Below are 26,221 nucleotides of genomic sequence, written 5' to 3'. Positions count from 1 at the left end.
GGGCCGACACGGCGCGCGACCCAGGGGTTCTGCCCTACCGTATCCGCTTCTCCCGGCGCAAGCGCCGGGGCACCAAACATACCACTCGAATCAACGCTCACACCGGCAGGGCCGCCAGCATATACTCCAGCAACTTCATCACACCCTCCTTGCCGCCGTCGCCAACCTCCATCGGCGGGCCGACACACGACGGGCACCCGGCAAGGCAGGGACAGTGCGACACATGGTGGAGACAGGCGTCAAACAGGCGCTCCGATTCCGTGTAGAGCTTCTGCGATAATCCCACTCCACCCGGAATGTTTTCGTAGATATAAACTGTTGGCCGCTCGGTGAAGGGCGCCCGCACCTGCGATATCGAGCGCAGATCACGAGTGTCGCACATCACCCAGAGGGGGGCGATCTTACCGAGGATATTGGCCAGGCCGCGCAATGATCCGCCGAACTCGGCATACTCCAGATTCAGGCGGGAGCAGATATCGCCAGGGAGCGAATACCAGAACGCGGTGGTGTGCATCTCCAGCTCAGGCATTGACAGGTCGCCGTAGCCGACATTCTCGTGGGTCTCGAACTTGATTTTCTTGAAAAGCACGGTAGTGCTGGTCAGGGAAACCTCGCCGACCGAGCGACGCGCGCGGTCCAGCGACGCGTCCTCCTCGAACACGTCGAGCACCTTCAGATCGGTCTTGGTCTCCGCATCAGTATAGTAGTCGACCTTGACTTCTTTTACATATGCCTTGCGGCCCTCCCAGTCCAGATTCGTCACCTGGTACTGCTCGGCACGATGAAGGTAAATCGCCTCCGGGTGCAGGAAGATGGGTGCCGAGAAATAATCGACTTCACCGATTACCTCGGCATGGTTCGATTCATTCAATATGACAAAATTCTCCGGCGACGCTGATCGCAGAGAGACCTGTTGGGCGGGGTAGATCTCCGATGACCAGTGATAGCGCGTGCCGCTCTGGTGCACCACTTTCTCTCCGGCGAGATAATCGAGAATCTTGCCGGTCGAAACGTCGTCGGTGTACTCGTCCTCATCAAACGGCAGCTCGAACGCGGCGCACTTTAGGTGGTTGGTTTTGATGATCAGGTTGTCCGGGTCGATGATCCCCGACTCGGGCGTGCGTTCGGTGATGTACTTTGGTTCGGAGCAGAGGAATTGATTGATGGCCGATGAATTGGCGACCATGATGGTCAGCGAAACTCCGGATCGCCGCCCCGCGCGCCCGGCCTGCTGCCAGAGCGAGGCGATCGAGCCGGGATACCCCACGATAATTGATACGTCGAGCGACCCGATATCGATCCCCAGCTCCAGTGCGTTGGTTGATACCACGCCGGTGATTTCGCCGGTGCGAAGGCCTCGTTCAATCCGACGGCGTTCGTTGGGCAGATAGCCGCCCCGATATCCCGTGACATTAACACCTCGGCCGAATTCCCCTTTAAGTTCGCGCTGAAGGTAGGTCAGCAGAACTTCCACATAGAGCCGGAAGTGCGCAAACACGATCGTTTGCACGCCATGTTTGAGAATCAAAGCCGCCAGGCGGGCCGCTTCGTTTATGGACGAGCGCCGGATTCCGAGTTCGCGGTTAATCACCGGCGGGTTGTACATCACAAAGTGCTTCTCGCCGGAGGGGGCGCCGTTGTTGTCGACCAGCGTGACCGGGCGGGCGATAATGCGGGCGGCTAATTCGTCCGGGTTGGCGATAGTTGCCGAGCAGCAGATAAACTGCGGATCGGAACCGTAGAATCGGCAGATACGCTGCAGGCGTCTGATGACATTGGCCAGGTGTGAGCCGAACACACCGCGATACTGATGGACCTCATCTATCACTACGTACCGCAAATTCTCGAACAGCTTTATCCACTTGGTATGGTTGGGCAAAATGCCGGCGTGGAGCATGTCGGGATTGCTGATAACGATCTGGCCGGCGGAACGGATAAGGCGGCGCGCGGTCTGCGGCGTGTCGCCGTCGAAAGTATAGGTCTTGATGCTGACGCAGAGCGTGGTGATCAGCTCGTGCAGCTCGGCCAACTGATCCTGCGAGAGCGCCTTGGTGGGGAAGAGGTAGAGCGCGCGGGCGTTGGGGTCTTTCAGTACCGTATTCAGTACCGGTGCGTTGTAGCAGAGCGTTTTCCCCGAGGCTGTCGGGGTCACGACCACCACATCACGCCGCTGCATGATCTCGCTAATCGCTGATGCCTGATGCGTGTACAGGCGCGTGATTCCTCGGTGTTCGAGCGCGGCGACCAGTCTCGGATCGAGATTGGGCGGAAACGGCGCGAAGCTGGCCTCGCGTGAGGGGAAGGTCGTCCAGTGGACGATATTTTCCCTGACCGCGGGATCCCACCGAAAGAAATCAATGATCTGTTCGAGTGTCATGTGTCCCCTCTTAACGGACATGACAGGTGCGCCGGTGTCGGACTAAACCATGCCGGTAAGCTGGCGGCGGCAGATGTCGCAGAACTTTTCGGACTTGGCATCGATGTCCAGCATCGTCTGGCTGTAGTAGTTCACACACTTGGGGTTGCGACACTCCGACAGGTCGAAAAGGTGGCCCAGTTGGTGAACCACTTCCTTGTACAGACGGGGATAAACCTTGCGCTCGTCTTCCGGCAGGCCATAAAATTCCTGCCGGATATGATACAACGACACCACCGCCGTACCGGACAGCCCGTCGCCCCAACCCATGACGTACGTCTCGTCCGGTACATACAGGTCTTCTTCACAGATCGCAATCACTTTTTCTCGGCTGTTGGCTTTCGTGCGCTCCAGCTTGGCCAGGATGACGTGGGCGTAGTACTGGTTCCGCGAGACATGATAGGCCTCGGGTGGCATTTTCATCCCCTTGAGGATGTCAACCGAGCGGTTGAAAATGGGCCCGATGGCCGACGCCAAACGGTTGACTAACATGAAATCAACCTCGCCCAGCGGAACGACAACAACCTTTGATCGCATCAGTACCACGGTCTTGCCTGGACTCTAATCGGCCGTAAAGAATCGCGCCTTGGTGCCGGTGGGAGAGATCGCCACCTCGGCTTTTGCCGCACACTTCGGACACCAGCCGACAAAAGCAGTCGCGGCCCGGTTCAGGTAGATGCGGCTGTATATGTTACAGCACTTGAAGTGCATCCCGATAAAGGGCCGCTTTCGCTCTTGCTTGCCGTCCTGCATCGTCTGCCAATAATATAGCAGGAAGTCCGTCAGGCTCCAAATATTTTTAGGTAACTGCTTGTGAATCAGTTAGTTATCGAGAGACATGAGTTGGTGACCGGGTTGATCAGAGAATTCTTCCATGATCGAAACCGACTTCGAGCAGCCTAGCCGGGACGCCCCGGCGTCGATCAGCTCGCGACACTGCTGGAGCGTGCGAATACCGCCGGCCGCTTTGATCTGAACCTTGCCCCCGGCTGCTCTTGCGAGCGTCCGGACTTGATCGACCGTCACTGGCCCTTGAAAGCCGGTTCCGGTTTTCACGAACTGCGCGCCCGAATTGATGACCGCACGGGTGGCATCGATCTGCTGCTGTCTCGAGAGCAGCGACGCCTCGACGATGACCTTCAGGGCTATCTCCGGCGACAGCGTCCGCCTGACCTGCGCGATTTCGTCCTCGATCTTTCCGTACTCCCCGGACAGAATCCACCCCACTCCGGCCACCATGTCGATTTCAGCAGCGCCGTCGATTCCCGCCCTTACCGCCTCAACTACTTTGGTTTCTGTTCGGGAAGCGCCCAGCGGAAATCCGGCTACGGAGACAACTCGTATATTGCATCCCTTGACTTCTTGCGCCGCGAGCGACACCCAGACCGGATTCACCACGACCGCGAGAAACTCGAAACGCAGAGCCTGGCGGCAGCACTCTCGAATATCGCTCTCGGTGGCCACCGCCGAGAGGTTGGTGTGCTCAATATAGGGGACGAGTGTATCGCGATTCATGGCGCCTTGCTACCGGTCAGGTAGAAATCGACATCGTACTCGATTCCGACCTCAATTCGCGCCGTGTCACCCGGTTCGTAGCCGCATTCCGGTTTCGGTTCTTTTTCGATTACAAGACGGTCACTGCTCAAGATCCAGCGCTCTTTTAGCTGGACCAGCATGCCCTCCTTGTAAGCGAAATACATGTGACCTTTGGAGGTGATGCGATCCACGCCGGAAATGACATCAATCTTTTCCATCTGTTTGGCCGGCAGCGGTATGATGCAAAGGCCGTCATACTCGATCACGGCGCAGTCGTAGCCCCGTTCACGGGCGAAGGACTTGATCGTGTAGGTAGTGGAGGCTTCCATCGGGCCGTCAGGGAGGACTACGGTGGTGGTCTGCGTCCAGGAGTAACCCTGGCTTACCTCGCCGTCCGGAAAAACCGGATACCCCTGCTTGTAGTATTCCTTGAGATATTCGAGACTCCCCTTGACCGTATCGGACACGAATTCCATGTCGAGCATGCGCCCGTTGGGCTTCATGTACTGGACGATCGGCTGCCTTTCGCCCGGCATTTCCAGGGCGGTATCGCTCCGGGTTTTGTCCATCAGATCCCGTGTTCTATGTTGCCACTTTATAGTGTTGACAACCTCAGCAGTGGAATCTTCGAGAACGCGGCGCACCGCCTCGGTGATATCCATAGTCGTCTCGGCATACTCATGCTGCAGAATTCTCTGGGTGGGGCGGTCCTTCGCCTGGATAATCCCTCGCGTAATCTGCTGAAACGTGACTGTCGTCCCAGGAGTGTGCTTATAGCGAATCCGGACTTTCTTGACTCCCTGGTCACAGGTGGCCAGTCCAAAGGCCAGCAATATTACACCACCGACGGCTGTAAGCACGCCCGTAAGTCTGTTCATGTGGTAGGTCGCTCCGTTTGCAGTTAGTCCTCTATTCGGCTCAGTCTGAACCCAGGGCAATGGCCAGACTTGAGGAACTCGCCAACATGCCGGGAGTGCCCACTAACAACATGCTTCCGGCAATCAGCGTTTGTTCATCAGCCGATATATAATTCGTCCTTGATACTGTGACCTTGGGAAGGTCGATACTGGTCGGCGTGGTCGACGAAGGGGCGACCGCCTGAGGTCTGCTCACCAGAGAATCGGAAGAGCCGATCAGCAGTGACCCGAAAAACACTATCAGCGATGCCGCTACCGCGAGTAGTGCCCTATAGAATTGCGCCCGCTCCGAAGTACGCTGTTGAGATGAGCCGGGTTGCGGGATGAAGCGCACAGACTCAACTGTCCGCGCCCGGATCAGTTCGAGAGATTCCTGCCAGTATTCGGTCGGCGGCTCCGGTACCGAAAGACCGAACATGAGCCCTCTGAGCTTGTCCAGCTCCTCGAACTCGCGACGGCACGATTCACAGGCCTGTATATGGCCCTTTACCGAGGCCTCGATTGAGGGGGGGAGCTCCCGGTCAAGCAGATCGTCCAAGAGCGCTCTGATATGTGAACAAGTCATTCTTACTCCTTGGTGGCAAGGCGCTTTTTCAGTATCGCCTTGAGCTTCTTCCGCGCGATGTGAAGGTTTGATCTGACGGTCGCCTCGGGGCATTCGAGAATCTCGGCCACTTCCGCTTTCGAAAGCCCTTCGACATCATGAAGCAGCACGGTGGTCCTCTGTCTTGGTGGCAGAGTGTCGAGCGCCCGCCTGATCTCTTCCATCAACACCTTGTTCCGGTACACCTCTTTGGGCGTGCTGACCTTCTGGGCCAGCTCTGTCTGGATTTCGCCCGAAAGGGTGGTCGAGTCGTCTATCTGGCTATGACCCTTTTGCTTACGCAACAGGTCGATAGCGTAGTTCGTAGCCACTCGAACCAGGAACGAGGTGAAGTTGGTTACATCGGTTAACTCCTTTCGTCGCCGGTAAATCCGTACAAAGGTCTCCTGAACAACCTCATCGGCATCGAGATGGTTGCCCAGCATCTGGTAGGCCAGATTGTAGACCTTCCTCTGATATCGGGTCACCAGTCCCGCGAAGGCCTCAGCGTCGCCTTGTACGAATCTTCGTAACAGCTCCGGGACATTATCGTTCATGGTTGCCCAGAGCTCCGTTTAATACATGGACGAACAAGTAATTCGAGTGTTCAAAACCTCTGCTGTTGAGTCAACGTCGTCTCGGCCAATCTGGCGGGCCGCGCGGCCCGTGTCAATCCTTTTTTTGACAACGACTTAGGGGGAATGACCCGGGTCGTGGGAAGGTCACCGATCACCCCGGTGTGCTTCTTGGGGTATCGAGGATAGTCTACGCCACGCTTTCATCAGAAAGTCGTAGGTCGGGACCCTTGTGGCCCCGACAAGGTGCTGTTGGGCGACCCTCCCCGACAGACTTGTACTTGAGGAAGAGACACAACTCGATATTCGTTGACATCGGCCGATAACGCCGATATACTTGGGCCGCCTTTGGGGCCATAGCTCAGTTGGGAGAGCGCTTGACTGGCAGTCAAGAGGTCGGGGGTTCGACTCCCCCTGGCTCCACCAATTCTCCCGGCGACCGACTTGCGGGGACCTCCTCGCGAACGTGCCCGCACGCTGTCCTGAAACAAATCCACGCACGCTCCGTAACAGGCAAGTAGACATAGCTGCACCTGTTCACGGCGGTTATCCAGAGGATCGACATATGCTCAAAACCATCACTGTAATTGCGGGCGTGCTGTTTGTCGCCTTTGTCGCGACTGACACGCGGGCCGAGACAATCGCGGAGCTAAACCACCTACGCAACGGAGAAATTCAGTCCGCGGGCTTTGAATTGACCAAAGGGGGCGATGTTGACATCGAGGCGGTCGGCATGCGCCAGCCGCACAATCGCCGGCTTGCAGTCTACGCTTGGATCATCAAAACCGACACCCGGGAACCGGTCTGGCAGATGACCCTCAGTAATACGTCGCGGACAGGTGAACGCGGGCTGCTGCGGCGCGCCGAAGAAGGCAAGTTCCTGGAGCCGGGGAAATACGAACTCTACATCTATGGCGGCCAGGATTGGGGCTGGGGGATCAGTTTCGACGGCGGCAAGGATTTCTACGACGTCCTCGAGGACCTGATCGGGCGCGACGATGAGGACTACCAGGACTGGGATGATCGTGACTGGGGTCGGGGGCTTGATGAGTGTTTTGTCCGGCTGACCTCGACCGAACTCAAGGCTACAGATTTCAAACCGTTCGTAGTCACCGGCGAGATGTCCGGCGCGCTCGTTCGCTTTGCCGGTCTGGGCGACAGCGAATACGAGCAACAGGGGTTTACAGTCGACGAGCCGATGAACCTCCGCATCTACGCGCTGGTCGAACACCCGCGCGGCAACAAGACGGCCGTGGACTACGGCTGGATTGTCAACGCCGCCACCCGCGAGCGGGTATGGGAGATCGACCGCTTCAATACGGAGCGGGCAGGCGGCGGGAAAAAGAATCGGGTATTCAATGACCAGATCAGGCTCGAAAAAGGTAAGTACATTCTTCATTTCGTCACCGATGATTCCCACTCATGGGATGCGTTCAACATGGAGCCGCCGTACGATCCGATGAACTGGGGCATCACGCTCCTGCCGGGGACCGATTTCAAAGCGTCGGCTTTCCACCTGACCGATATCGAAGACGAGCGCGGCAAGCCGCTGGTCGATCTGACCCGCGCTCGCGATAACGAATACTCCGAGCAGGCGTTCGAGCTGACCAGGCCGGCCACGGTGACTGTCTACGCGATCGGCGAATACGACAGCGGAAGCGGTGACTTTGTCGACCGCGGCTGGATCGAAGATGCGGTCAGCGGCGAAGTCGTCTGGGAGATGGACAGGCGCAACACCGAGCACGCCGGCGGCGGGGAGAAGAATCGGATGTTCGACGGGCCGGTTTCGCTGGCGGCCGGCAAGTATGTGGCCTATTACGTGACTGACGATTCACACTCATATCGCGATTGGAACACCGGCGCGCCGTACGATGCCAGGGCCTGGGGTCTGGCCATCTATGGCGGCGAGGGGTTCGACCCGGCGACATTCAGAGTACTGGACAATACTGCCCTGCTCGAAGGCACCGCGGTGCTGGCGCGAATTACCCGTGTGCGAGACGATGAACGCCGTCGCGAGCGCTTCACGCTGGACAAAGAAACTCAAGTGAGGATCTTTGCTTTGGGCGAAGGACAGAATCGGGATATGTATGACTACGGCTGGATCGAGGACGACAAGACCGGCAAGACGGTCTGGGAGATGACTTATCGTCGCACCGACCACGCCGGCGGCGCCGACAAGAACCGGATGTGCGATGAGACGATTCTGCTACCGGCCGGCACTTACAACGTGTATTACGAGACCGACGGCTCGCATTCCTTTAACGATTGGAACTCAGCCGCCCCGCGCCACCCGGACAAGTGGGGCATCACGGTTTCGGTCGCCGACACGATGGCGAAGAGGTAGACGAAGAATAGTAGGGCGGGTCCCCCTCGAACCCGCCAAATTGAATCTCAACCCACCGCAAGCGGCGGGGCACCCGGCGAGCCGCCGAACGGTGGCCCACCATTTATGGTTCGGTGGCCCACCGTTTACGGTGGGATTGAGATGTGCTGTCGGGCGACTCCGCCCGACACGATGAAAAAGTAGGTCAGAACCCTCGCCGCTTCGGCGAGTGGTTCTGACACCGCAAAGTCACCCTGAGCTTGTCGAAGGGTCGAAGTAGGTCGGGACCCTTGTGGTCCCGACATTGCGCACGAAACACAGACACCAGTCCTCTCATCCTTGATACGTCCTCAGGGGCGGCGTCCCACTCGCCGCCCCTGAACTTTTGTGGGGGGGCAGAGATTGTAGGTCGAAACCCCTGCGGTTTCGACTTGTACTGTATAGGGAGCGTCAACGAGTTTCTGCTCAGCGGATGGGCGCAGTTTTCACCCACCGTAAGAGTCGGGGCACCCGGACCCACCGTACATAAATGGTGGGTAACTCCAGATGTGATTGACAATTCGGGAGTGATTTCCATTGATTGATGCATGACTAACACAAAGACTGTCTTAGCAAGAACCGCATGGATTCTTGGGGTCGTAGTCGTCGTCGTTGCTCTCTGGTGGCTGTTTCGTCGCCTTTCGGTTCTGACAGTATTCGGTGTCATCGCAGTGATTCTCGGCAACGGGTTGACCTACCTTCTCAACAGGCAGAAGATGACTAAAGGAGTAACGACAGTTCTGGCGGTCCCCAGCAACGCAATTCCGACGATGCACCTTGGCACAGCGAGTACATATTCCGAACCAACCCAGCTCTCAACGCTAGAGACGTGTCAATTGCTATCACTTGCAGTGATGCTATAGACAGTGCCGACTGCTGGAAGATTTCGGATGCGCCGGGCAGCCAAGGGGTCAATCGCGTCCAGCTGAGTTGGCTTGACAAGCCGACCACTTTCAAATTTGAGGTTGAGTTTCTTGCGGCTAATGAAACTGTCCGTGTCGATGTGTGGAGTCGTGAACAGTTGGGCGATCCACAGTGCCGTATCAAAACTTGGTCTCGACGGATGCTGACAGCCCAATAGCCCTATCTCATACTACACCCGCCTAACATTCCCACTCTACAGTCGGCCCCAGACTCGACTGGTTGCCCAGAGCGGTAGGCCAGGTTCACGAGGCGCTCAATAAGCGAGCGTCAAGCAGCTCGCCATTTTCGCCTTGATCCTGTGTTTACGTCTGCCGCCCACGAAGTGGCTTTTTATTTGAATTCCCTCTCCTTACCCCCTATCCTCCCCCCATGCGCGTTCTGGGTATCGATCCGGGTCTCAATGTCACCGGCTATAGCATACTCGACGTCCACGACCGGGCCATCAAACTGGTCGAGGCCGGAGTCGTGCGCACCAATCCGCACGCCGAGATGGGCGAACGGCTCTCCGAAATCGCGGGCGAAATTGGAAGAGTGATAGCCCAGTTCTCGCCCGACGCGCTCGCGGTCGAGGAGCTCTACTCGCATTACGATCATCCGAAAACCGCCATCATCATGGGCCATGCACGCGGGGTGATCTTTCTCAAGGCGGCCGAGGCGGGCCTGAGCATATTCCCGTATGCGTCGACACGCATCAAGAAGTCCCTCACCGGCAACGGCCGCGCCAGCAAGGAACAGGTGCAGCGGATGATTCGCTCCACGCTCAATTTGCTCGAGGTACCGGAGCCGCCCGATGTTGCCGACGCGCTCGCGATCGCGCTATGCCACTGCCGCTCGCTCGAGCATCAGGAGGTGCTGTCGTGATAAGTCGCATCCGGGGCATGCTCACTCAGTTCATCGGGATAGGTGCCCCATCCCCTTGGGGTGGGGTTAGATTGGTAATGGCAACATCGGTCGGGAGGGGCGTTTTGTGCAGTACCAGGGTATGCAGTTCAGGACGACGAGGAAGAGTCTTTACCCAACGCAAGCGTTGGGGCACCCTAAACGAGTCGCCCGATGTGGCCGATGCGCTCGCGATCGCGCTATGCCACTGCCGCTCGCTCGAGCATCAGGAGGGGCTGTCGTGATAAGTCGCATCCGGGGTAAGCTCATGCAGCTAAGCGAGCAGTCGGCGCTGATCGAAAACGGGGGAGTGTCGTACGAGATCCGGCTTCCGTCGGCGCTGGTCGACCGTCTCAAAGACGACAACCGGATCGGCTCGGAAATCCAGTTCGAGACGCTCTACTACATCGAGGCGGGCGACCGCCGTTCGAGCCACTACCCCCGGCTGGTCGGATTCATCAACCCGATCGACCGCGAGTTCTTCTCGCTCTATCTCCAAGTGCCGGGGATGGGGGTCACGAAAGGCCTCAAGTCGTTGATTCTGCCGGTCAGCGAGATCGCGGCCGCTATTGAGACCAAAGACGCCACCAAGCTCAAGCGGCTCCCCGGCGTGGGGGGGCGTCTGGCCGACAAGATTATCGCGGAGCTGGTCGGGAAGTGTGCCCGGTTCGCCCTGGCGCGTGGCTCGGAGCCGCTGGCGGCCAAGCCGACAGTCGCGGCGCCGTTTGTCGAAGAAGCGATGGCTATTCTCGAACAGCTTCAGTATACTCGGTCGGAGGCGAAAACGATGATCGATACCGCGCTCAAAGCCGATCCGAAAGTGAACCAGGCCGAGGACCTGATCTCGCTCATATTCCGGTCAAGTCTTTCGTCACGAGGTGATGCCTGATGGGGCTGGAGCGGATAGTCGGCGGGGACCAGCTTAATCCGGACGAGGACCTGACCCAGTACTCGCTCCGTCCGAAAACGCTCAAGGAGTTTATCGGCCAGAAAGAACTCTGTGACAAGCTAAACGTGCTGCTTGAGGCCGCGCAGGGGCGGAATGAGCCGGTCGAGCACATGCTCCTCTACGGCCCGCCGGGACTGGGGAAGACTACGCTGGCGCATATTATCACCCACGAGATGAACACCAAGATAATCGCCACCTCAGGCCCGGCCCTGCAGCGGGCGGGCGATCTGATGGGTATTCTCACCAATCTGAACCACGGCGATATTCTGTTCATCGATGAAATCCACCGGCTGTCGGCGGTGATCGAGGAGTTCATCTATCCGGCGATGGAGGATTTCAAGGTTGATTTCGTGGTCGATAAGGGGGCGTTCGCTAAAGTAATCAATGTTCCCCTCAAGCGGTTTACGCTGATCGGCGCGACCACGCGGGCCGGGATGCTCTCGGCGCCGCTCCGCGACCGGTTTGGACTGTACTATCATCTCGATTTCTACCCGGCCGAGGATTTGGCGGAGGTGGTCCTCCGCTCGGCGAAACTGCTCGATATCGCCATCGATTCGGAGGCGTCAAAAGTAGTTGCGGCGCGCTCGCGGGGCACCCCGCGAATAGCCAATCGTCTGCTCAGGCGAGTGCGCGACTACGCTGCAGTCAAAGGTGACGGCCGGGTCACGCCGGAGATCGCCACGACCGCGCTCGATGTCGAGGGGATTGACTCAGCCGGTCTCGATGCGCTCGACCGGAAACTGCTCGAGACGATTATCCAGTATTACCACGGCGGCCCGGTGGGAATCGAGGCGCTGGGGGCGACACTCAACGAGGAAGTGGATACGCTGGTAGACATGGTTGAACCGTTTTTGCTGAAAATCGGGTTCGTGCAGCGGACCCGCCGGGGGCGGGTGGTATCCAACGAGGCCGCCAAGCACCTGGGTATGTTGTTGTCTAACAACAGACAACAAGATCTTTTTTGAAAACTTGCCTCAATGGGGACCACTTCTGTCCGTAATGCGGGGTGAACTTTTTCCGCTTGCACCCGATCTTATCAGGGCACACTTTGTTACACCCTGAGAGCTTAGCGGAGGTATTTTAGACATTGACCGGTAAAACAAAATCACCCACCGATGAACAGTTGCGGCTGCTCATAGATTCGATGTGTGTCCAGTTGGGGCGCACCGGGCACGAGGCTGTCCAGGTGGTCAATACGTTGATCCGCGAGACGGTCAAGTTCCGCGACAAGCTCAAACAGGAGACTGGCGAAATCCTGACCGTGGGCGACACCCGTATCGCACTCGACGCTCTAACCGAGCACCTTCAAGGTCGCAAAATGACTAACGGCCTTACGCCGGAGCAAAAGGCGCTAACCCAGATCTGGATCGACCGTTTGACGCTGTTCAAAGCACTCTGATCGAGCCTCCGGCCCGTAAGCCGGTCTGCTCACATGAAACTAACGCTTTTCGACTACGATCTCCCCAAGCGGCTTATAGCGCAGTTCCCCACGCGGAGGCGCGACCAGTCCCGCCTTATGGTTATAAATCGAACCAGCGGCGAGATTCGGCACCGCAAGTTCGCTGACTTGGTCGAATATCTGAACCCCGGGGATGCGCTTGTGGTCAACAACACGAAAGTGTTCAAAGCGCGGCTGTTGGGGAAGCGGGCGACTGGTGGGCAAGTGGAGATCTTTCTGATCAGGCGGAGTGACAGTGAACGCGGTGAAATCTGGGAGGCGCTGGCGCAGCCGTCGAGACGGCTCAAGGAAGGAGAGCGCATTCTGTTCGGCCCTGAAGATTCCTGTGCGCTTGATCAGTATTTAGGCGATGGCCGGTGGACAGTTGTATTTAGTTCAAAGACGGTGCGGGAGCGAATAGTCGCACGCTACGGCCATGTGCCGTTGCCGCAGTATATCGCTCGGGACGATCAACCCGCCGATCTGCGCCGCTACCAGACAGTATTTGCTCGGCCGGAACAAACCGGGGCTGTCGCCGCACCGACAGCCGGATTTCATCTTACTAGGGGGCTGTTGGGGAAGGTACGGACACGCAGGGCGGCAGTGTGCGAGATCACTCTCCATGTTGGCCCGGGAACCTTCAAGCCGATCAGTGTCGACGATATCGGGCATCACACGGTCGACCCGGAGCACGCTCGCCTCCCGGAGGAGGTCGCGTCAGTGGTTAACGAGACCCGCCGGAGGGGCGGGAAGACAGTCGCGGTGGGGACGACTTCGGTGCGGACGCTTGAGTCAGCGCCCTGGCAGGGCGACCGGGTCTTACCGTTTGCCGGGCTGGTTGATTTGTATATCCGGCCGGGGCACCGGTTTCGACTGGTTGACCATCTGGTTACGAATTTCCACCTGCCTAAGTCGTCACTCCTGGTGCTGGTGTCGGCCTTTGCGGGACGGGAGCTGATTCTTGCGGCCTATGCGGAGGCGGTGCGCGAGGAGTACCGTTTCTACAGCTACGGCGACGCCATGCTGATTCTATAATCGCTTTCCCGCGCCGTAGGCCGTGCCTATATTCTCGCCCGATGGCCAAAACCTCAGCAGTGATAGTCGCAGCCGGCAATTCAGTGCGTTTCGGCGGCGCCGTTCCCAAGCAGTTTGTCGCGGTGGCGGGGCGGCCGCTCTTAGCGTGGACAATCGAGCGGTTTGAGAAAGCTGAGTCTATCGATGAAATAGTGCTGGTAGTTGCTGAGGACCAGTTGTTGTTTGCCGGTGAGAAAGTGGTCAGCCGATTTGGTTTTTCCAAAGTGACGCGGGTGATTCCGGGCGGCGAGACGCGCCAGAAGTCGGTGCTGAAAGGGCTTGAGAGCTTGTCCCTAACTACCGGTCTGGTGGCCATACACGACGGGGCTCGCCCGTTGGTAGCGCCGGAAGACATCAATGACGTAGTTAAAGCTGCCGGATTGGAAAAGGCGGCGATTCTGGCTGTCCGGGTTTCCGATACGGTCAAGCGTGTCAAAGAGAGATTCGTCATGGCGACACAAGATCGCGCCGATCTCTGGCTGGCTCAGACGCCGCAGGTATTCGAGCACGATCTGATTCTCGAGTCCCACAGGCGCGCAGCAGCCAAGCGTGTGGATGTGACCGACGATGCCGCGCTGGTCGAGGTGGCCGGATTCAAAGTCTGTGTGGTCGAGGCGCGCTCGCCCAATTTCAAAGTCACCACGCGTGAGGACCTGATGCTGGTGGAGACGCTTCTTAATGGGGAAATCGGTGAGTAAAGCGAGAACCGGAACGATGCGGATCGGCCACGGCTACGACGTGCACAGGCTGGTGGCGGGAAGACGCCTCATGCTCGGCGGAGTCGAAGTACCTTTTGAAAAGGGCCTGCTGGGGCACAGCGATGCCGACGTGCTCCTGCACGCGATTGCCGACGCACTTCTGGGCGCGGCCGGGCTGGGAGATATCGGGCGGCACTTTCCGCCGACAGACGAAAGATACAAAGACGCCGACTCGACTGTGCTGCTATCAGATGTTGTCGCGATGGTTCGCCGGGCGGGATACAAGTCTGTATGCAATGTAGATTGTGTAGTAATGGCCGAGCGCCCGAAACTGGCATCTTACATAGACTCCATGCGCAGCCGAATTGCTAAGATTCTGATGACCGACCCCGAGAATGTGAGCGTCAAGGCCACTACTTGCGAGGGGCTGGGGTTTATCGGTCGGGAGGAGGGGATCGCGGCGTCGGCGGTCTGCCTGATCAGTACCGATGAGTGAACACTTACCTCAAATCAACGCCTGGCTTGATCACGTGTTCTCGCACGGCACGGTCTGGGTCTACCTGGCGATCCTGGTCGCCTGCATGATCGAGAATTTTGTCCCGCCATTTCCGGGCGACTTGTTTATCGTTGCAGCCGGCGGTCTGGTGGCGCTGGCGAGACTCGATCCGGTGTGGTCGATGGTGGTGGCGTGCTGCGGGGGTATGATATCGGCTATGACACTTTATGCGGTGGGGAGGCGTTTCGGCCGAGACTACTTCATCCGCAAGAACTACCGGTTCTTCTCGGCGCACGACATTGTCCGCGCCCAGGATAAGTTTGATCGCTGGGGTGGACTGATTCTGGCGCTGTCACGATTTGTGGTCGGACTCCGGGTAGCGCTAATAGTCGGAGCGGGAATCACGGCCTACCCGGCGATCCGCATGGTGATTTACACGCTGATATCGTATCTCGTGTTTTCCGGATTGCTGCTTTTTCTCGGATTCCAACTTGTGGAGAACCTGGACCGGGTTGAGGTTTTCCTGACCACGTACAATTATGTTGTGTGGGTTATTCTTGTTGCCTTGGTGGGGTGGTATGTGTTTCGTCGGGCCAAAAAGTCGCGAGGCAGGAGCAAGGAGTGAAAGTTCTGGTGCTGGTCGGCGGGGATTCCAACGAGCGGGCGGTGTCGCTCAACAGCGGTGCGGCGATCTGCAAGGCGCTCCGGCGCCTCGGCCACGAAGTGCTCGCACTGGATTCCGGCACCGGACAGTTGCTTACGGACTCTAACGGAAAATTGCTGCTTGAAGGCGGGAAGGCGCCCTATGATACACCCTCAATCGCAAGCTGCGAACCGGGCGCGCTCATCAGCACGATGTCATCGGACTACCGCGATGTGGACGTGGTGTTTCTTGCCCTGCATGGCGGTAAAGGGGAGAACGGATCGATCCAAAACCTCCTCGAATTGGCCGGGAAGAAGTACACCGGCTCGGGCATGACCGCGTCGGCAGTTGCCATGGACAAGGCCCTTAGCAAGCGGGTTATGGTCTCCGCCAATGTGCCGACTCCGGAGTGGCAACTACACAAGGTTACAAGCGGGCAGTCGGTGGAATCTGTTGCCCGGCTGATTGGCGACTCGATGCCATTGCCGTTGATTATCAAGCCTAACGATGGCGGCTCCACAATCGGACTTACCAAAGTCACGGACGAATCACAGGTACTCGGCGCGGTCCGTGAGTGTCTTGTCCACAGCCGAGAAGTCCTGGTGGAGCGCTATATTCCCGGCCGCGAGCTGACGGTGACCGTTTTCGATGGGCGGGCGTATCCTCTTGTCGAGATCAAGCCGAAGAGCGGCCTGTATGATTACGAGGCCAAGTACACCAAAGGCAAGAGCGAGTACATCGCTCCGGCCGATGTGCCCGATGCCCTGGCGCGCGAGATGCAAGCCGCGGCGGTCAGAGTTTTCGAGGCGATAGGTTGTGCTGGTTTGGCCAGAGTCGATTTCATTCTCGATCCACGGGAAAAGTTCTACTGTCTCGAAATCAACACGCTGCCCGGCATGACCGCGTTGTCACTCGCACCGATGGCATTCAAGTGCGAGGGGATCGATTTTGACCAGCTCGTGGCCATGATCCTCGAATCAGCCCTCAAAGCCTGATGCCTCCCATGAGCAAGCTCAGACCCCGCGCACTGATTTTCGACCTCGGCTCGACACTGATTGAATACGAGGCGACTCCTTGGGACGAGCTGGGCGTGCTCTGCCTCGAATCGGGACGCCAGTTTCTCCTGGCCCGCGGGTACGAATTGCCGTCGCGGGAGGTAGTGGAGCAGACCTTCGATCACATCCGCGCGGTGTACCGTCGCGAAGCGTCCGAGAACCTGATCGAATGGGATGTGCCGACGGTTGCGTCGCGGATGTTTGATGCGCTCAACATCGCCTACGACGATGCCCTCATTGACGGTTTCTTCGACGCATATTACGAACCAGTAGACCGAGAACTGTTCTTGTACGATGACGTACTGGAAACACTCGCCCTACTGAAGAAGACTTACCCAGTGATGGGCCTGATATCCAACACGGTCTTTCCCGACCGGGTCCATCTGAAAGAACTGGATCGGTTCGGCATCGCCCCGTTTCTGAAGTTCACCGTTTTCAGTTCGTCGTTCGGCCTGCGCAAGCCGCATCAGGATATTTTCTATCAGGCGTGCAACCTGGCCGGTTATGCGCCATCGGAATGCGTATATATAGGCGACCGGTATTACGAGGACATATTGGGACCTGCCGGAATTGGCATGGCGGCGATTCTGAAAAAGAAGGCGGGCAGGGAATATCCGGCGGAGATGCCCGTAACGCTGGACAAGATTGACAACCTGATCGAGCTATTGGAACATGTCGAGCACTGACCGGATCGACCGTGTTGCGCCCTGACATCCGCAGGTGTATATTGGCGCCATTAACGTACCCGTTTAACCGGACCAAATGAGGTGACAAGTTGGATAAAGTAGAATTGCTGCTGAAAGAACTGACCGAGACCGATGGTGTCCCCGGTCACGAAGCCGATGTCCGCCGCCTGATGGCGCGGGAGTTGAGGCCGCTTACCGACTCAGTTCAGTACGACAAGATCGGCTCGATCATGGGTATCAAGAAGGGGAGCTCCGACAAACCGCGCATCATGATCATTGCGCATATGGACGAGGTCGGTTTCATGGTGCGGGAGATTTCCAGCGACGGCTACATCAAGTTTCTTCCGCTCGGCGGCTGGTGGGGACATGTGGCGCTCGGACAGAGAATGCGGGTGCTGACCTCCAAAGGCCCGGTGCTCGGGATTGTCGGCTCCAAGCCGCCACATCTGTTGCCTGAGGAAGAGCGCAAGAAAGTGCTCGATATCAAGGATATGTTTCTCGATGTCGGCGTAATTGAAAAGTTCGATGTCAAGAAGAAGCTCGGCATAAAAGTAGGTGATCCGATAGTCCCTGACAGCCAGTTCTCGATTCTGAGCAACAATAAGCTCTACCTGGCCAAAGCGTTCGACAACCGGATGGCCTGCGGGGTGGTGATCGAAGTACTTCGTCGGCTTCAGAAAACGAAACATCCGAATACTGTACTGGGGTGTGCCTCGGCGCAGGAAGAAGTCGGCATTCGCGGGGCGCAGACTCTGTCGCACCTGGGCGACCCCGATGTCTGCATCGTTTGTGATGTCGGTATCGGCCAAGACGTGCCACCCGATGGGTTCAAGAAAGCGGAAAAACTCGGCGGCGGGCCGGGGATATTGGCTATGGATGCCACCATGATCCCCAATGTCGGCCTGAAGGAATTTGTCATCCGTATCGCGGAGAGCAATAAGATACCGTATCATTTGACTACTATGGATCGCGGCGGCACCGACGGCGGCCGGGTGCATATCAGCCGGGCCGGCGTGCCGTCGATTGTGATCGGCGCGCCGGTGCGGTATATCCACAGTCATAACGGAATTCTCTGCCGAACCGATTATGACAATACGATCAAATTGATCGCGGAAATTGTCAAGAAACTCGACGCTAGGACCGTGAAGTCGTTTACGGAGGCGTAGGAACAGATGCCACTGGTATTTCGCAACAGCCTGACTCGCACCAAACAGGAGTTCAAGTCAATCGAACCCGGTAAGGTCCGCATGTATACCTGCGGTCCCACCGTGTACAACTTCGCCCACCTGGGCAACTTCCGCACCTATATGTTCGAGGACCTGCTGCGCCGGTATCTGAAATACAAGGGGTACCAGGTGACTCAGGTTATGAACCTGACTGATGTCGACGATAAGACCATTCGCGATTCGCGCGCGGCCGGCATTTCTCTTAAAGAACATACCGCCCAGTTTACGGCTGCTTTCTTCGAGGACCTCGACCGGCTGCGGATTGAACGGGCCGAGTATTACCCCGCGGCCACCGATCACGTCCCCGAAATGGTTGCGATTATCAAAAAGCTGATTGCGAAAGGGCTGGCGTACCAGGCCGACGGCAGTTGGTATTTCAAGATTGACGCCTTTCCCCAATATGGGAGGCTGGCTAACCTCGATAGGAGCAGCCTGAAGGTCGGTGCTCGTGTCGCGGCTGACGAGTATGAAAAAGAATCAGTCTCTGATTTCGCCCTGTGGAAAGCCTGGGACGAGGCCGATGGTGACGTTTACTGGGATACCGATCTGGGTCGCGGCCGCCCCGGCTGGCATATCGAGTGCTCGGCGATGTCATCGAAATACCTGGGCAACCATTTTGACATCCACACCGGCGGGGTAGACAACCTGTTTCCGCACCACGAGAACGAAATCGCCCAGTCCGAAGGCGCCAACGATGAGACGTTCGTGAACTACTGGCTGCACAGCGAGCACCTGATTGTCGAGGGGCGCCGGATGGCCAAGTCGCTGGGCAACTTCTATCGCTTGAAAGACCTGATCGAAAAGGGATATTCACCACTCGCGGTGCGGTATCAACTGATATCTACGCACTACCGTCAGCAGTTGAATTTCACGTTCGAGGGCCTTGAACAAGCTGTCGGTGCACTGGAACGATATAATGACTTCATAAGCAATCTCACGGACTATGCCGGCGGGCAGTCCAGCGGTGAGGCGGCGACGATTATCGCAAGATTCCTGTCCGAATTCGAAACGCGGATGGACGATGACCTGAACATCTCCGGCGCGCTCGGGGCGGTGTTTGATTTCATCCGCGATATCAACCGCCTTCGGTCCGAGGGCAGACTCTCGGTTACCGAACGTGACGAGGCCCTTGAGGCGATTCGGCGGATAGACCGCGTGCTTGATTTCCAGGTACAACGGGAAGTGCTCGACAGCGAGATCGAGACGTTGATTGCGAAGCGGACCGAGGCACGCAAGAACAAAGACTTTGCTACCTCGGACAGTATCCGCGATCAGCTTCTCAAGATGGGCATTGTGCTCGAGGATACCGGGCAGGGTGTCAAGTGGAAGCGGAAGATGTAGCTGAGATTATGTAGGCCGGGACCCTTGAGGTCCCGACTTCTGAGTAGTCGGGACGACCAGCATCCCGACCTGCGGGGCTTGCATTCGACGTCTCAAACTGCTTAATTCCCTCTGCATTAAATTAGCCGACGTAACTCAGCAGGTAGAGTACCTGATTTGTAATCAGGCTGTCCTCGGTTCGATTCCGGGCGTCGGCTCTTTCTCTGTGCGGGCTTTCGGGCGACGATCCCAAACTACCTGCCAATCAAATTCGAGAAATCCTCGAACGGGATCACCGGCCAGGTCTCGGTCTCCAAGATGCCCTTTGAGGCAACCTGAGACGCGATCTTGAACGCCACGTTCTGGTCGTCGGCCTCAAAGAACGCCACGAAATCATATCGCCCCATCGTGGCGTAGACTTTCAGGCCCCGGACTTTGTTGGCCGTGAACAGGTCGAGCGACAGATCCACCTGGTGAGCCAGGTCGGTGTGCGCCTTTTTGGCGTCGGCGAGTATATTCATCGCCATAATAAACGAAGCCATACTGCCTCCTTGATCGGATGTTTGCCGTGTCAAGGTAGTACGACTCTGTCGTGGGAACAAGCAACGATCGGGGGCGATTTTATGTTTACACCTTCCGGCAGGCGGGTGTATAATCAGGCGGTCGGCCGTTTCAGGCTAACTGGGTCGGCCCGGAACTACGAACTGTGACCAGGGAATTCACTCGACATATTGCTGTCACCGGCGGTGCCGGTTTTATCGGTTCCAATCTACTCTTGTATATGGTGCCGAAATATCCGGCGTACCTCTTTGTCAATGTCGATTGCCTGACCTACGCCGGCAACCTGGCCAACCTGAAAGTGATAGAGACAGCCGAGAACTACCGTTTTGAGAAAGTCGACATCACTGATTTCGAGGCGCTTAAGGCGTGTTTCGAGCGTCATCATATCGGCGCGGTCGTACACCTGGCGGCGGAATCGCATGTTGATCGCTCGATAGTCGGGCCGGCGGCATTTGTCAGCAGCAACATCACCGGCACGTTCAATCTGCTTGAGCTGGCCCGAGCCGCGCACAGCAGTGGCCGACCATTTCGGTTTCACCATGTGTCCACCGACGAAGTGTTCGGCTCTCTTGGCCCAAGTCGGTACTTTACCGAGGACAGCCCTTACCGGCCTAATTCTCCCTATTCAGCCACCAAGGCGGCCGCGGACCATCTCGTTCGGGCTTATCATCACACCTATGGTATCGACGTGGTCACCACCAATTGCTCCAACAACTATGGGCCATACCAATTCCCGGAGAAACTGATTCCGTTAATGATACGGAACGCTACGTCCGGCAAAGAGCTGCCGGTTTACGGCGATGGCCGTCAGGTGCGCGACTGGCTCTATGTGCGGGATCACTGCGATGCTCTTGACCTGGTGTTCCACCGGGGGAAGACCGGCGCAACGTACAATATCGGCGGGCATAACGAGATCGAGAATATCGAGCTTGTTCGCAAGCTCTGCCGTATTCTGGACGAGCGACTTGGCGGCGAGCCGCGAGAAAAACTTATACGGCTTGTTAAAGACCGGCCCGGCCACGACCGTCGGTATGCCATCGACCCATCGTATATACGCAACGAGCTGGGCTGGACTCCGGCGCACGATTTCGAACGGGGCCTGAGGCTGACAATCGACTGGTATCTCGCAAACGATACCTGGCTCGAGGGCTGCCTGAGCGGCGCCTACTTGAAATACTACGACATGATGTACTCGAATCGATAAAAGGACCCGGGCCATGATAAAGAAGGGCATAATCCTGGCGGGCGGCAGCGGCACTCGCCTGTATCCGGTGACACAAGTGGCTTGCAAGCAGCTGTTGCCGATTTATGACAAGCCGATGATCTACTACCCGCTGTCGACTCTCATGCTTTTCGGCATTAAGGAGATATTGATTATCTCCACTCCAGCCGATACCCCCCGATTCGAGGATTTGCTCGGTGACGGCGCCCGGCTCGGTCTGCGCCTCTCCTATCAGGAGCAGCCCAAGCCACAGGGAATTGCGCAGGCTTTTTTGGTAGGCGAGGAGTTTATCGGTGGCGACTCGGTCGCTCTTATACTGGGTGACAACATCTTCTACGGCGTCTATGACTTCCTGCGCGAGGCAAGGACTTTCGAGAGCGGCGCCATGGTGTTCGGCTATTATGTCAAAGACCCGCAGCGCTATGGGGTGGTCGCTTTGGATAAGGACGGCCGCGCGGTTTCGATCGAGGAAAAACCGCCTCAGCCCAAATCCCACTATGCGGTAACCGGGTTGTATCTGTACGACCCGGAGGTGGTGTCAATCGCCAGAAGTCTGAAGCCGTCGGATCGAGGCGAACTGGAGATCACCGATGTCAACCGGGTTTATCTCGAGCGCGGCAAGCTCACTGTCGCTCGCCTGGGGCGGGGTATCGCCTGGCTTGATACCGGCACGCATGACAGCCTGCTGGAGGCAGGCAACTTCATCGCGACCATCGAGAAACGCCAGGGTCAGAAGATCGCCTGCCTAGAGGAAGTCGCCTTTCGCATGGGGATGATCGACCGCAGTCAGTTAGCCCGACTCGTTGCAGAAATGTCGGAAAACAGCTATCGCCAATATCTGACGGGAGTTTTGAAAGAAGCCGATGGCGGCACATGGTAGAATTCTTATCACCGGCTATCGCGGACAGCTTGGTTCCGACCTGATGCTCGGCCTGGCGAAGCGGTATCAGGTGTCGGGGTTCGATCTCCCCGAAGTCGACATTCGCGAGCTGAGAGCGGTGCTCGATATCGTCCGTGAATCGCGGCCTGATATAGTCATTCACGCCGCGGCCTACACTGATGTAGACGGCTGTGAGAGCGATCACGATCTGGCGTTTGCCGTGAACAGAGACGGTACCTGGAATGTGGCGCAGGCCTGCGAGGACATTGGCGCACGCATGATCTACTATTCCACCGACTATGTTTTCGATGGCCGCAAAGCGACCGCGTACGTAGAATCCGATCCGCCCCATCCGGCAACTGTCTATGGCCGTAGTAAACTCGAGGGGGAAAATGCGGTGCGAGAGACGGTCCGCGAGTGGGCTGTCCTTCGAATCGCTTGGGTATACGGGCGGCAGGGTAAGAACTTTGTTAAGACGATGATTCGACTGGGCCAACAGCAGCTGGCTGTCGACGTGGATGAGCGTAAGTCGCTTACGGTAGTGGATGATCAGTACGGCAATCCGACCTGGACAGTCGACATCGTGCGCCAAACCGAAGAAGTTATAGAGCACGACCTTCGGGGTGTCTTCCACGCCACGAGTGAGGGAGAGGTAAGCTGGTATCGGTTCGCCTGCGACATATTCGAGGAGCTGAAGATGAAAGTCGTGGTTGAGCCGTGCACGACGCGGGATTATCCGCGCCCTGCGCCCCGTCCCGCCCGCTCCTCTCTGGAGAACCAGCGTCTCAAGGCGGCCGGGCGTAATGTCATGCGTGACTACCGCGAGGCGCTGAGAGAGTTTCTTCAACTGCACGGTAGGGAGTTGCTTAATGAAGTGTGAAATCGAAGGTGTTGTTATCCGCGAGTTGAAGCGGTTCTCCGATAAGCGCGGTTGGCTAATCGAGCTCTTCCGGCAGGATGAACTCGATCCGGAGTTCTACCCGGTCATGAGCTATATCTCTATGACCTTGCCGGGGGTGGCGCGCGGCCCGCACGAGCATGTCGACCAGGCCGACTGCTTCTCCTTTATAGGTCCATCGACCTTCCGTCTCTACCTCTGGGACAACCGCTCAGACTCACGGACATTCGGAATGAAAGCCAGCTACGATCTGGGCGAGCAGAATCCGGCGATGGTGATAGTCCCCAAAGGGGTGGTGCACGCGTATAAGAACATCGGCGAGGTCGAGGGCATCGTGTTCAATGCCCCGAACCGCCTGTACGCGGGCGAGGGTCGCCGGGAGCCGGTGGACGAAATCCGGCACGAGGACGACGCCGAGTCTCCGTTCAAACTGGACTGATCTCAAATAGCTTCAATTCATCGCTATAATCGATTGATTATAAATAGGTTAGACAAGACTCCGCGCCTGGCTGCCGGACCCAAACATGCAGTGCCCCGATAGGCGGACGGGTTTTAGTTTGTCTCTCCACAAGAGGGGTGTTATCATCACACCCTGAGAGGCCAAGACTGATGCTAACAGGCAAATCCGTACTAATCACCGGCGGGACCGGCTCATTCGGCAGGAAGATGGTCGAAATCCTGCTGGAGAAATTCCCCGGCATCCGAAGGATAGTCGTCTATTCCCGCGATGAGCTGAAGCAGTTCGAAATGGCCCAGGTCTTCTCGACCGAGAAGTACCCACAAATGAGGTACTTTATCGGCGACGTGCGTGACCGCGACCGTCTTCGCCGGGCGATGCAGCGGGTCGATTACGTGATCCACGCGGCCGCACTCAAGCAGGTTCCCGCCGCCGAGTATAACCCGTTCGAGGCGGTCAAAACCAACGTTCTGGGCGCTCAGAATGTGATCGAGGCCGCCATTGACGAGGGGATCAAGAAGGTCGTAGCGCTGAGCACGGATAAGGCCGCCGCGCCTATAAATCTCTACGGAGCCACCAAACTTTGCTCCGACAAGCTGTTTGTCTCCGGCAACAACTTCAAAGGAAGCGCCGAAATCAAGTTTTCGGTTGTGCGCTACGGCAACGTGATGGGCAGCCGGGGGAGTGTCATCCCGTTCTTCATCAAGCAGAGAGCCAGGGGGGTCATACCGATTACCGACACCCGTATGACCCGGTTCAACATCACGCTCGAAGAGGGGGTCGACCTGGTGCTCTACGCCCTCACCCACATGTGGGGCGGCGAGATATTCGTGCCGAAGATTCCGAGTTATCGCATTCTCGATCTGGCCGAGGCAATCGCCCCGGGATGCCCGCGGGAGATAGTCGGCATTCGCGCGGGAGAAAAACTGCATGAGGAGATGATCACCGAGACTGATGCCCTCAATACCCTGGAATTCAAGGATCACTATGTCATACTGCCGTCGATGAAGCTCTGGGACATCGACCGGTACATGGAAGCTTTCGAAGGTCGATATTGTCAACCCGGTTTCCGGTACTGCAGCGGCATTAACACTGAGTGGTTGTCTGTGGATGACTTGCGCCGCCTGATTCGCCGCCACGTTGACAACAACCTTCCAGTTCCAGGTAACTCCAATGACGAACCGGTTCCGGTGATTCGTGGCATGAAACTTACGCCCGAGGGAATGAGCGAAGAGTAGCGTATGATCGCAGCAGTGTCCGCCTGACACTGCCCGCTGTTCGTGGAACGAAGTCCACGGGGTTCTGAGTATGGGAGATCCACCGAAGCCGTTTCTACCGTATGCCCGGCAGCACATCACGCCGGAGGATATTGAAGCTGTCGCCGAGGTCCTCCGCTCCGACTGGCTGACTCAGGGTCCCACAATCGCCCGGTTCGAGGAGGCCCTGGCCGAAATCACCGGCGCCAAACATGTGGTCGCCTGCGCCACCGGCACGGCGGCGCTGCACCTGTCCATGCTCGCGCTGGGGATCGGTCCCGGGGGTACGGTGGTGACATCGCCCAACACGTTTCTCGCTGACGCTAACTGCGCGCGGTATGTGGGCGCCGAGGTCGCCTTCGTGGACATTGATCCCGAGACGGGTAACATGAATCCTGAAGCCCTCGTGCCGCTGCTCGAAGCCGATACGGGCCGCCGAGTCAAAGCGATCATCCCGGTGCATTTCGCCGGCCAGCCGGTGAATCTCATGCGCATCCGCGAGATCACGTCCCGCCATGGAGCGCGGGTGGTCGACGACGCCTGCCACGCGCTGGGTGCCTCATATGAGTGCGGCCGCGGCAGTTGCCGGATCGGCTGCGGCGAGCACTCCGATATGACCGTCTTCTCTTTCCACCCGGTCAAGCATGTAGCCACCGGCGAGGGAGGCGCTATCGCCACGAATGACGCTGCCCTGGACGAGAAACTCCGCCGGTTTCGCAATCACGGCATGGTCAAATCAGACTTCGCGAATCAGGAAATGGCGTACGCCTCGGATGGCCGCCTCAATCCCTGGTACTACGAAATGCCCGAGCCGGGCTTCAATTATCGCCTGACCGATATCCAGGCGGCCCTGGGGATAGGCCAGCTCAAGCGCCTCGATTGGTCGGTGCGGCGGCGCAACGAGATCGCCTTCTGGTATCACCGGCTGATTGAACTGAACATCCCTTCGGGGCGGGTCAAACCTCTGAAAACCTGCGCGCGGCTGGTGCACGCGTATCACCTGTTCGTGGTTCAGATCGATTTCGAGGCTTACGGCATCGCTCGTGCCGACGTAATGCACCGCCTTCGCGAAGCCGGCATCGGCACGCAGGTACACTATATCCCGGTGCCGCTCCAGCCGTACTACCGTCGGGTGGCAAGCACTAAACCGGGGCAGTTCCCCGGAGCGGA

The 26,221-nt window shown here is 57.7% G+C and carries 27 protein-coding genes and 2 tRNA genes; 21 read left to right on the top strand and 8 right to left on the bottom strand.

The genetic code is table 11. The annotated features are described in order from the left end of the window. Positions 1-97: 97 nt before the first annotated feature. The 7 genes from AB1772_09865 to AB1772_09835 form a co-directional block, all read right to left on the bottom strand. Positions 98-2,377: a DEAD/DEAH box helicase gene (locus AB1772_09865; GenBank protein ID MEW5796649.1), complete on the bottom strand. Its 2,280-nt coding sequence runs from the start codon at positions 2,375-2,377 to the stop codon at positions 98-100. A 42-nt stretch (positions 2,378-2,419) separates the two neighbouring features. Beyond that, positions 2,420-2,953 (bottom strand): archaemetzincin family Zn-dependent metalloprotease, encoded by a 534-nt coding sequence (locus AB1772_09860; protein ID MEW5796648.1) that lies wholly within the window; start codon positions 2,951-2,953, stop codon positions 2,420-2,422. 24 nt (positions 2,954-2,977) lie between these two features. Continuing rightward, positions 2,978-3,169, bottom strand: a complete 192-nt coding sequence (locus tag AB1772_09855; protein MEW5796647.1) for a hypothetical protein — start codon at positions 3,167-3,169, stop codon at positions 2,978-2,980. A 69-nt stretch (positions 3,170-3,238) separates the two neighbouring features. Further along, entirely contained in the window at positions 3,239-3,931 is a 693-nt protein-coding gene (deoC, locus tag AB1772_09850; protein ID MEW5796646.1) for a deoxyribose-phosphate aldolase, read from the bottom strand. Further along, the gene (locus tag AB1772_09845) at positions 3,928-4,830 is read right to left on the bottom strand and encodes a hypothetical protein (protein ID MEW5796645.1); all 903 of its coding nucleotides are present in this window, start codon (positions 4,828-4,830) and stop codon (positions 3,928-3,930) included. The genes deoC and AB1772_09845 overlap by 4 nt, the downstream gene beginning before the upstream one ends. A gap of 40 nt (positions 4,831-4,870) precedes the next feature. Further along, on the bottom strand, positions 4,871-5,434 hold the full coding sequence (locus AB1772_09840; GenBank protein ID MEW5796644.1) for a zf-HC2 domain-containing protein: 564 nt from the start codon (positions 5,432-5,434) through the stop codon (positions 4,871-4,873). Between the two features lie 2 nt (positions 5,435-5,436). After that, the gene (locus AB1772_09835) at positions 5,437-6,009 is read right to left on the bottom strand and encodes an RNA polymerase sigma factor (GenBank protein ID MEW5796643.1); all 573 of its coding nucleotides are present in this window, start codon (positions 6,007-6,009) and stop codon (positions 5,437-5,439) included. Positions 6,010-6,377: 368 nt separating this feature from the next. Here AB1772_09835 and AB1772_09830 point away from each other — a divergent pair. From AB1772_09830 to AB1772_09760, 15 genes are all read left to right on the top strand, one after another. Then, a tRNA-Ala gene (locus AB1772_09830) sits at positions 6,378-6,453 on the top strand. A 139-nt stretch (positions 6,454-6,592) separates the two neighbouring features. Next, positions 6,593-8,371, top strand: a complete 1,779-nt coding sequence (locus AB1772_09825; protein ID MEW5796642.1) for a hypothetical protein — start codon at positions 6,593-6,595, stop codon at positions 8,369-8,371. A gap of 1,311 nt (positions 8,372-9,682) precedes the next feature. Further along, complete coding sequence (gene ruvC, locus AB1772_09820) at positions 9,683-10,174, top strand: crossover junction endodeoxyribonuclease RuvC (protein MEW5796641.1); 492 nt, start codon at positions 9,683-9,685, stop codon at positions 10,172-10,174. 259 nt (positions 10,175-10,433) lie between these two features. Further along, the gene (gene ruvA / locus AB1772_09815) at positions 10,434-11,081 is read left to right on the top strand and encodes a Holliday junction branch migration protein RuvA (GenBank protein MEW5796640.1); all 648 of its coding nucleotides are present in this window, start codon (positions 10,434-10,436) and stop codon (positions 11,079-11,081) included. Further along, the gene (gene ruvB / locus AB1772_09810; GenBank protein MEW5796639.1) at positions 11,081-12,106 is read left to right on the top strand and encodes a Holliday junction branch migration DNA helicase RuvB; all 1,026 of its coding nucleotides are present in this window, start codon (positions 11,081-11,083) and stop codon (positions 12,104-12,106) included. Before ruvA ends, ruvB begins: the two co-directional genes overlap by 1 nt. 122 nt (positions 12,107-12,228) lie before the next feature. Further along, on the top strand, positions 12,229-12,540 hold the full coding sequence (locus tag AB1772_09805; GenBank protein MEW5796638.1) for a hypothetical protein: 312 nt from the start codon (positions 12,229-12,231) through the stop codon (positions 12,538-12,540). Between the two features lie 33 nt (positions 12,541-12,573). Next, complete coding sequence (gene queA / locus AB1772_09800) at positions 12,574-13,614, top strand: tRNA preQ1(34) S-adenosylmethionine ribosyltransferase-isomerase QueA (GenBank protein MEW5796637.1); 1,041 nt, start codon at positions 12,574-12,576, stop codon at positions 13,612-13,614. A 41-nt stretch (positions 13,615-13,655) separates the two neighbouring features. Then, positions 13,656-14,351 carry a 2-C-methyl-D-erythritol 4-phosphate cytidylyltransferase gene (gene ispD, locus AB1772_09795; GenBank protein ID MEW5796636.1) on the top strand — a complete coding sequence of 232 codons (696 nt, stop codon included), beginning with the start codon at positions 13,656-13,658 and terminating at the stop codon, positions 14,349-14,351. 16 nt (positions 14,352-14,367) lie between these two features. Continuing rightward, complete coding sequence (gene ispF, locus AB1772_09790; GenBank protein ID MEW5796635.1) at positions 14,368-14,847, top strand: 2-C-methyl-D-erythritol 2,4-cyclodiphosphate synthase; 480 nt, start codon at positions 14,368-14,370, stop codon at positions 14,845-14,847. Further along, on the top strand, positions 14,840-15,472 hold the full coding sequence (locus tag AB1772_09785) for a DedA family protein (GenBank protein MEW5796634.1): 633 nt from the start codon (positions 14,840-14,842) through the stop codon (positions 15,470-15,472). Before ispF ends, AB1772_09785 begins: the two co-directional genes overlap by 8 nt. Continuing rightward, a complete protein-coding gene (locus AB1772_09780; GenBank protein ID MEW5796633.1) occupies positions 15,469-16,485 on the top strand; it encodes a D-alanine--D-alanine ligase in 1,017 nt (338 codons plus the stop codon). The genes AB1772_09785 and AB1772_09780 overlap by 4 nt, the downstream gene beginning before the upstream one ends. 8 nt (positions 16,486-16,493) lie before the next feature. Then, a complete protein-coding gene (locus tag AB1772_09775; GenBank protein ID MEW5796632.1) occupies positions 16,494-17,231 on the top strand; it encodes an HAD family hydrolase in 738 nt (245 codons plus the stop codon). Positions 17,232-17,320: 89 nt separating this feature from the next. After that, the gene (locus AB1772_09770; protein ID MEW5796631.1) at positions 17,321-18,397 is read left to right on the top strand and encodes a M42 family metallopeptidase; all 1,077 of its coding nucleotides are present in this window, start codon (positions 17,321-17,323) and stop codon (positions 18,395-18,397) included. 6 nt (positions 18,398-18,403) lie between these two features. Continuing rightward, complete coding sequence (gene cysS / locus AB1772_09765) at positions 18,404-19,798, top strand: cysteine--tRNA ligase (protein ID MEW5796630.1); 1,395 nt, start codon at positions 18,404-18,406, stop codon at positions 19,796-19,798. A gap of 124 nt (positions 19,799-19,922) precedes the next feature. Further along, positions 19,923-19,995, top strand: a tRNA-Thr gene (locus AB1772_09760). Between the two features lie 36 nt (positions 19,996-20,031). Here the strand turns inward: AB1772_09760 and AB1772_09755 are convergent. Then, the gene (locus AB1772_09755; GenBank protein MEW5796629.1) at positions 20,032-20,319 is read right to left on the bottom strand and encodes a GYD domain-containing protein; all 288 of its coding nucleotides are present in this window, start codon (positions 20,317-20,319) and stop codon (positions 20,032-20,034) included. A gap of 164 nt (positions 20,320-20,483) precedes the next feature. Between AB1772_09755 and rfbB the strand changes: the two genes are divergently transcribed. From rfbB to pseC, 6 genes are all read left to right on the top strand, one after another. Continuing rightward, positions 20,484-21,542, top strand: coding sequence for a dTDP-glucose 4,6-dehydratase (gene rfbB / locus AB1772_09750; GenBank protein MEW5796628.1), 1,059 nt, complete (start codon positions 20,484-20,486; stop codon positions 21,540-21,542). 13 nt (positions 21,543-21,555) lie between these two features. Then, positions 21,556-22,440, top strand: coding sequence for a glucose-1-phosphate thymidylyltransferase RfbA (gene rfbA / locus AB1772_09745; GenBank protein MEW5796627.1), 885 nt, complete (start codon positions 21,556-21,558; stop codon positions 22,438-22,440). After that, complete coding sequence (gene rfbD, locus AB1772_09740) at positions 22,424-23,320, top strand: dTDP-4-dehydrorhamnose reductase (protein ID MEW5796626.1); 897 nt, start codon at positions 22,424-22,426, stop codon at positions 23,318-23,320. The genes rfbA and rfbD overlap by 17 nt, the downstream gene beginning before the upstream one ends. Further along, entirely contained in the window at positions 23,310-23,777 is a 468-nt protein-coding gene (locus AB1772_09735) for a dTDP-4-dehydrorhamnose 3,5-epimerase family protein (protein ID MEW5796625.1), read from the top strand. Before rfbD ends, AB1772_09735 begins: the two co-directional genes overlap by 11 nt. A 170-nt stretch (positions 23,778-23,947) precedes the next feature. After that, a complete protein-coding gene (gene pseB, locus AB1772_09730) occupies positions 23,948-25,033 on the top strand; it encodes a UDP-N-acetylglucosamine 4,6-dehydratase (inverting) (protein MEW5796624.1) in 1,086 nt (361 codons plus the stop codon). Between the two features lie 70 nt (positions 25,034-25,103). After that, a partial coding sequence (gene pseC, locus AB1772_09725; protein MEW5796623.1) for a UDP-4-amino-4,6-dideoxy-N-acetyl-beta-L-altrosamine transaminase occupies positions 25,104-26,221 on the top strand: 1,118 nt, incomplete at its 3' end.

Source organism: Candidatus Zixiibacteriota bacterium (genome assembly GCA_040752815.1).
Taxonomy (GTDB): domain Bacteria; phylum Zixibacteria; class MSB-5A5; order GN15; family FEB-12; genus JAGGTI01.
This window is presented reverse-complemented; position numbering and strand designations above follow the sequence as displayed.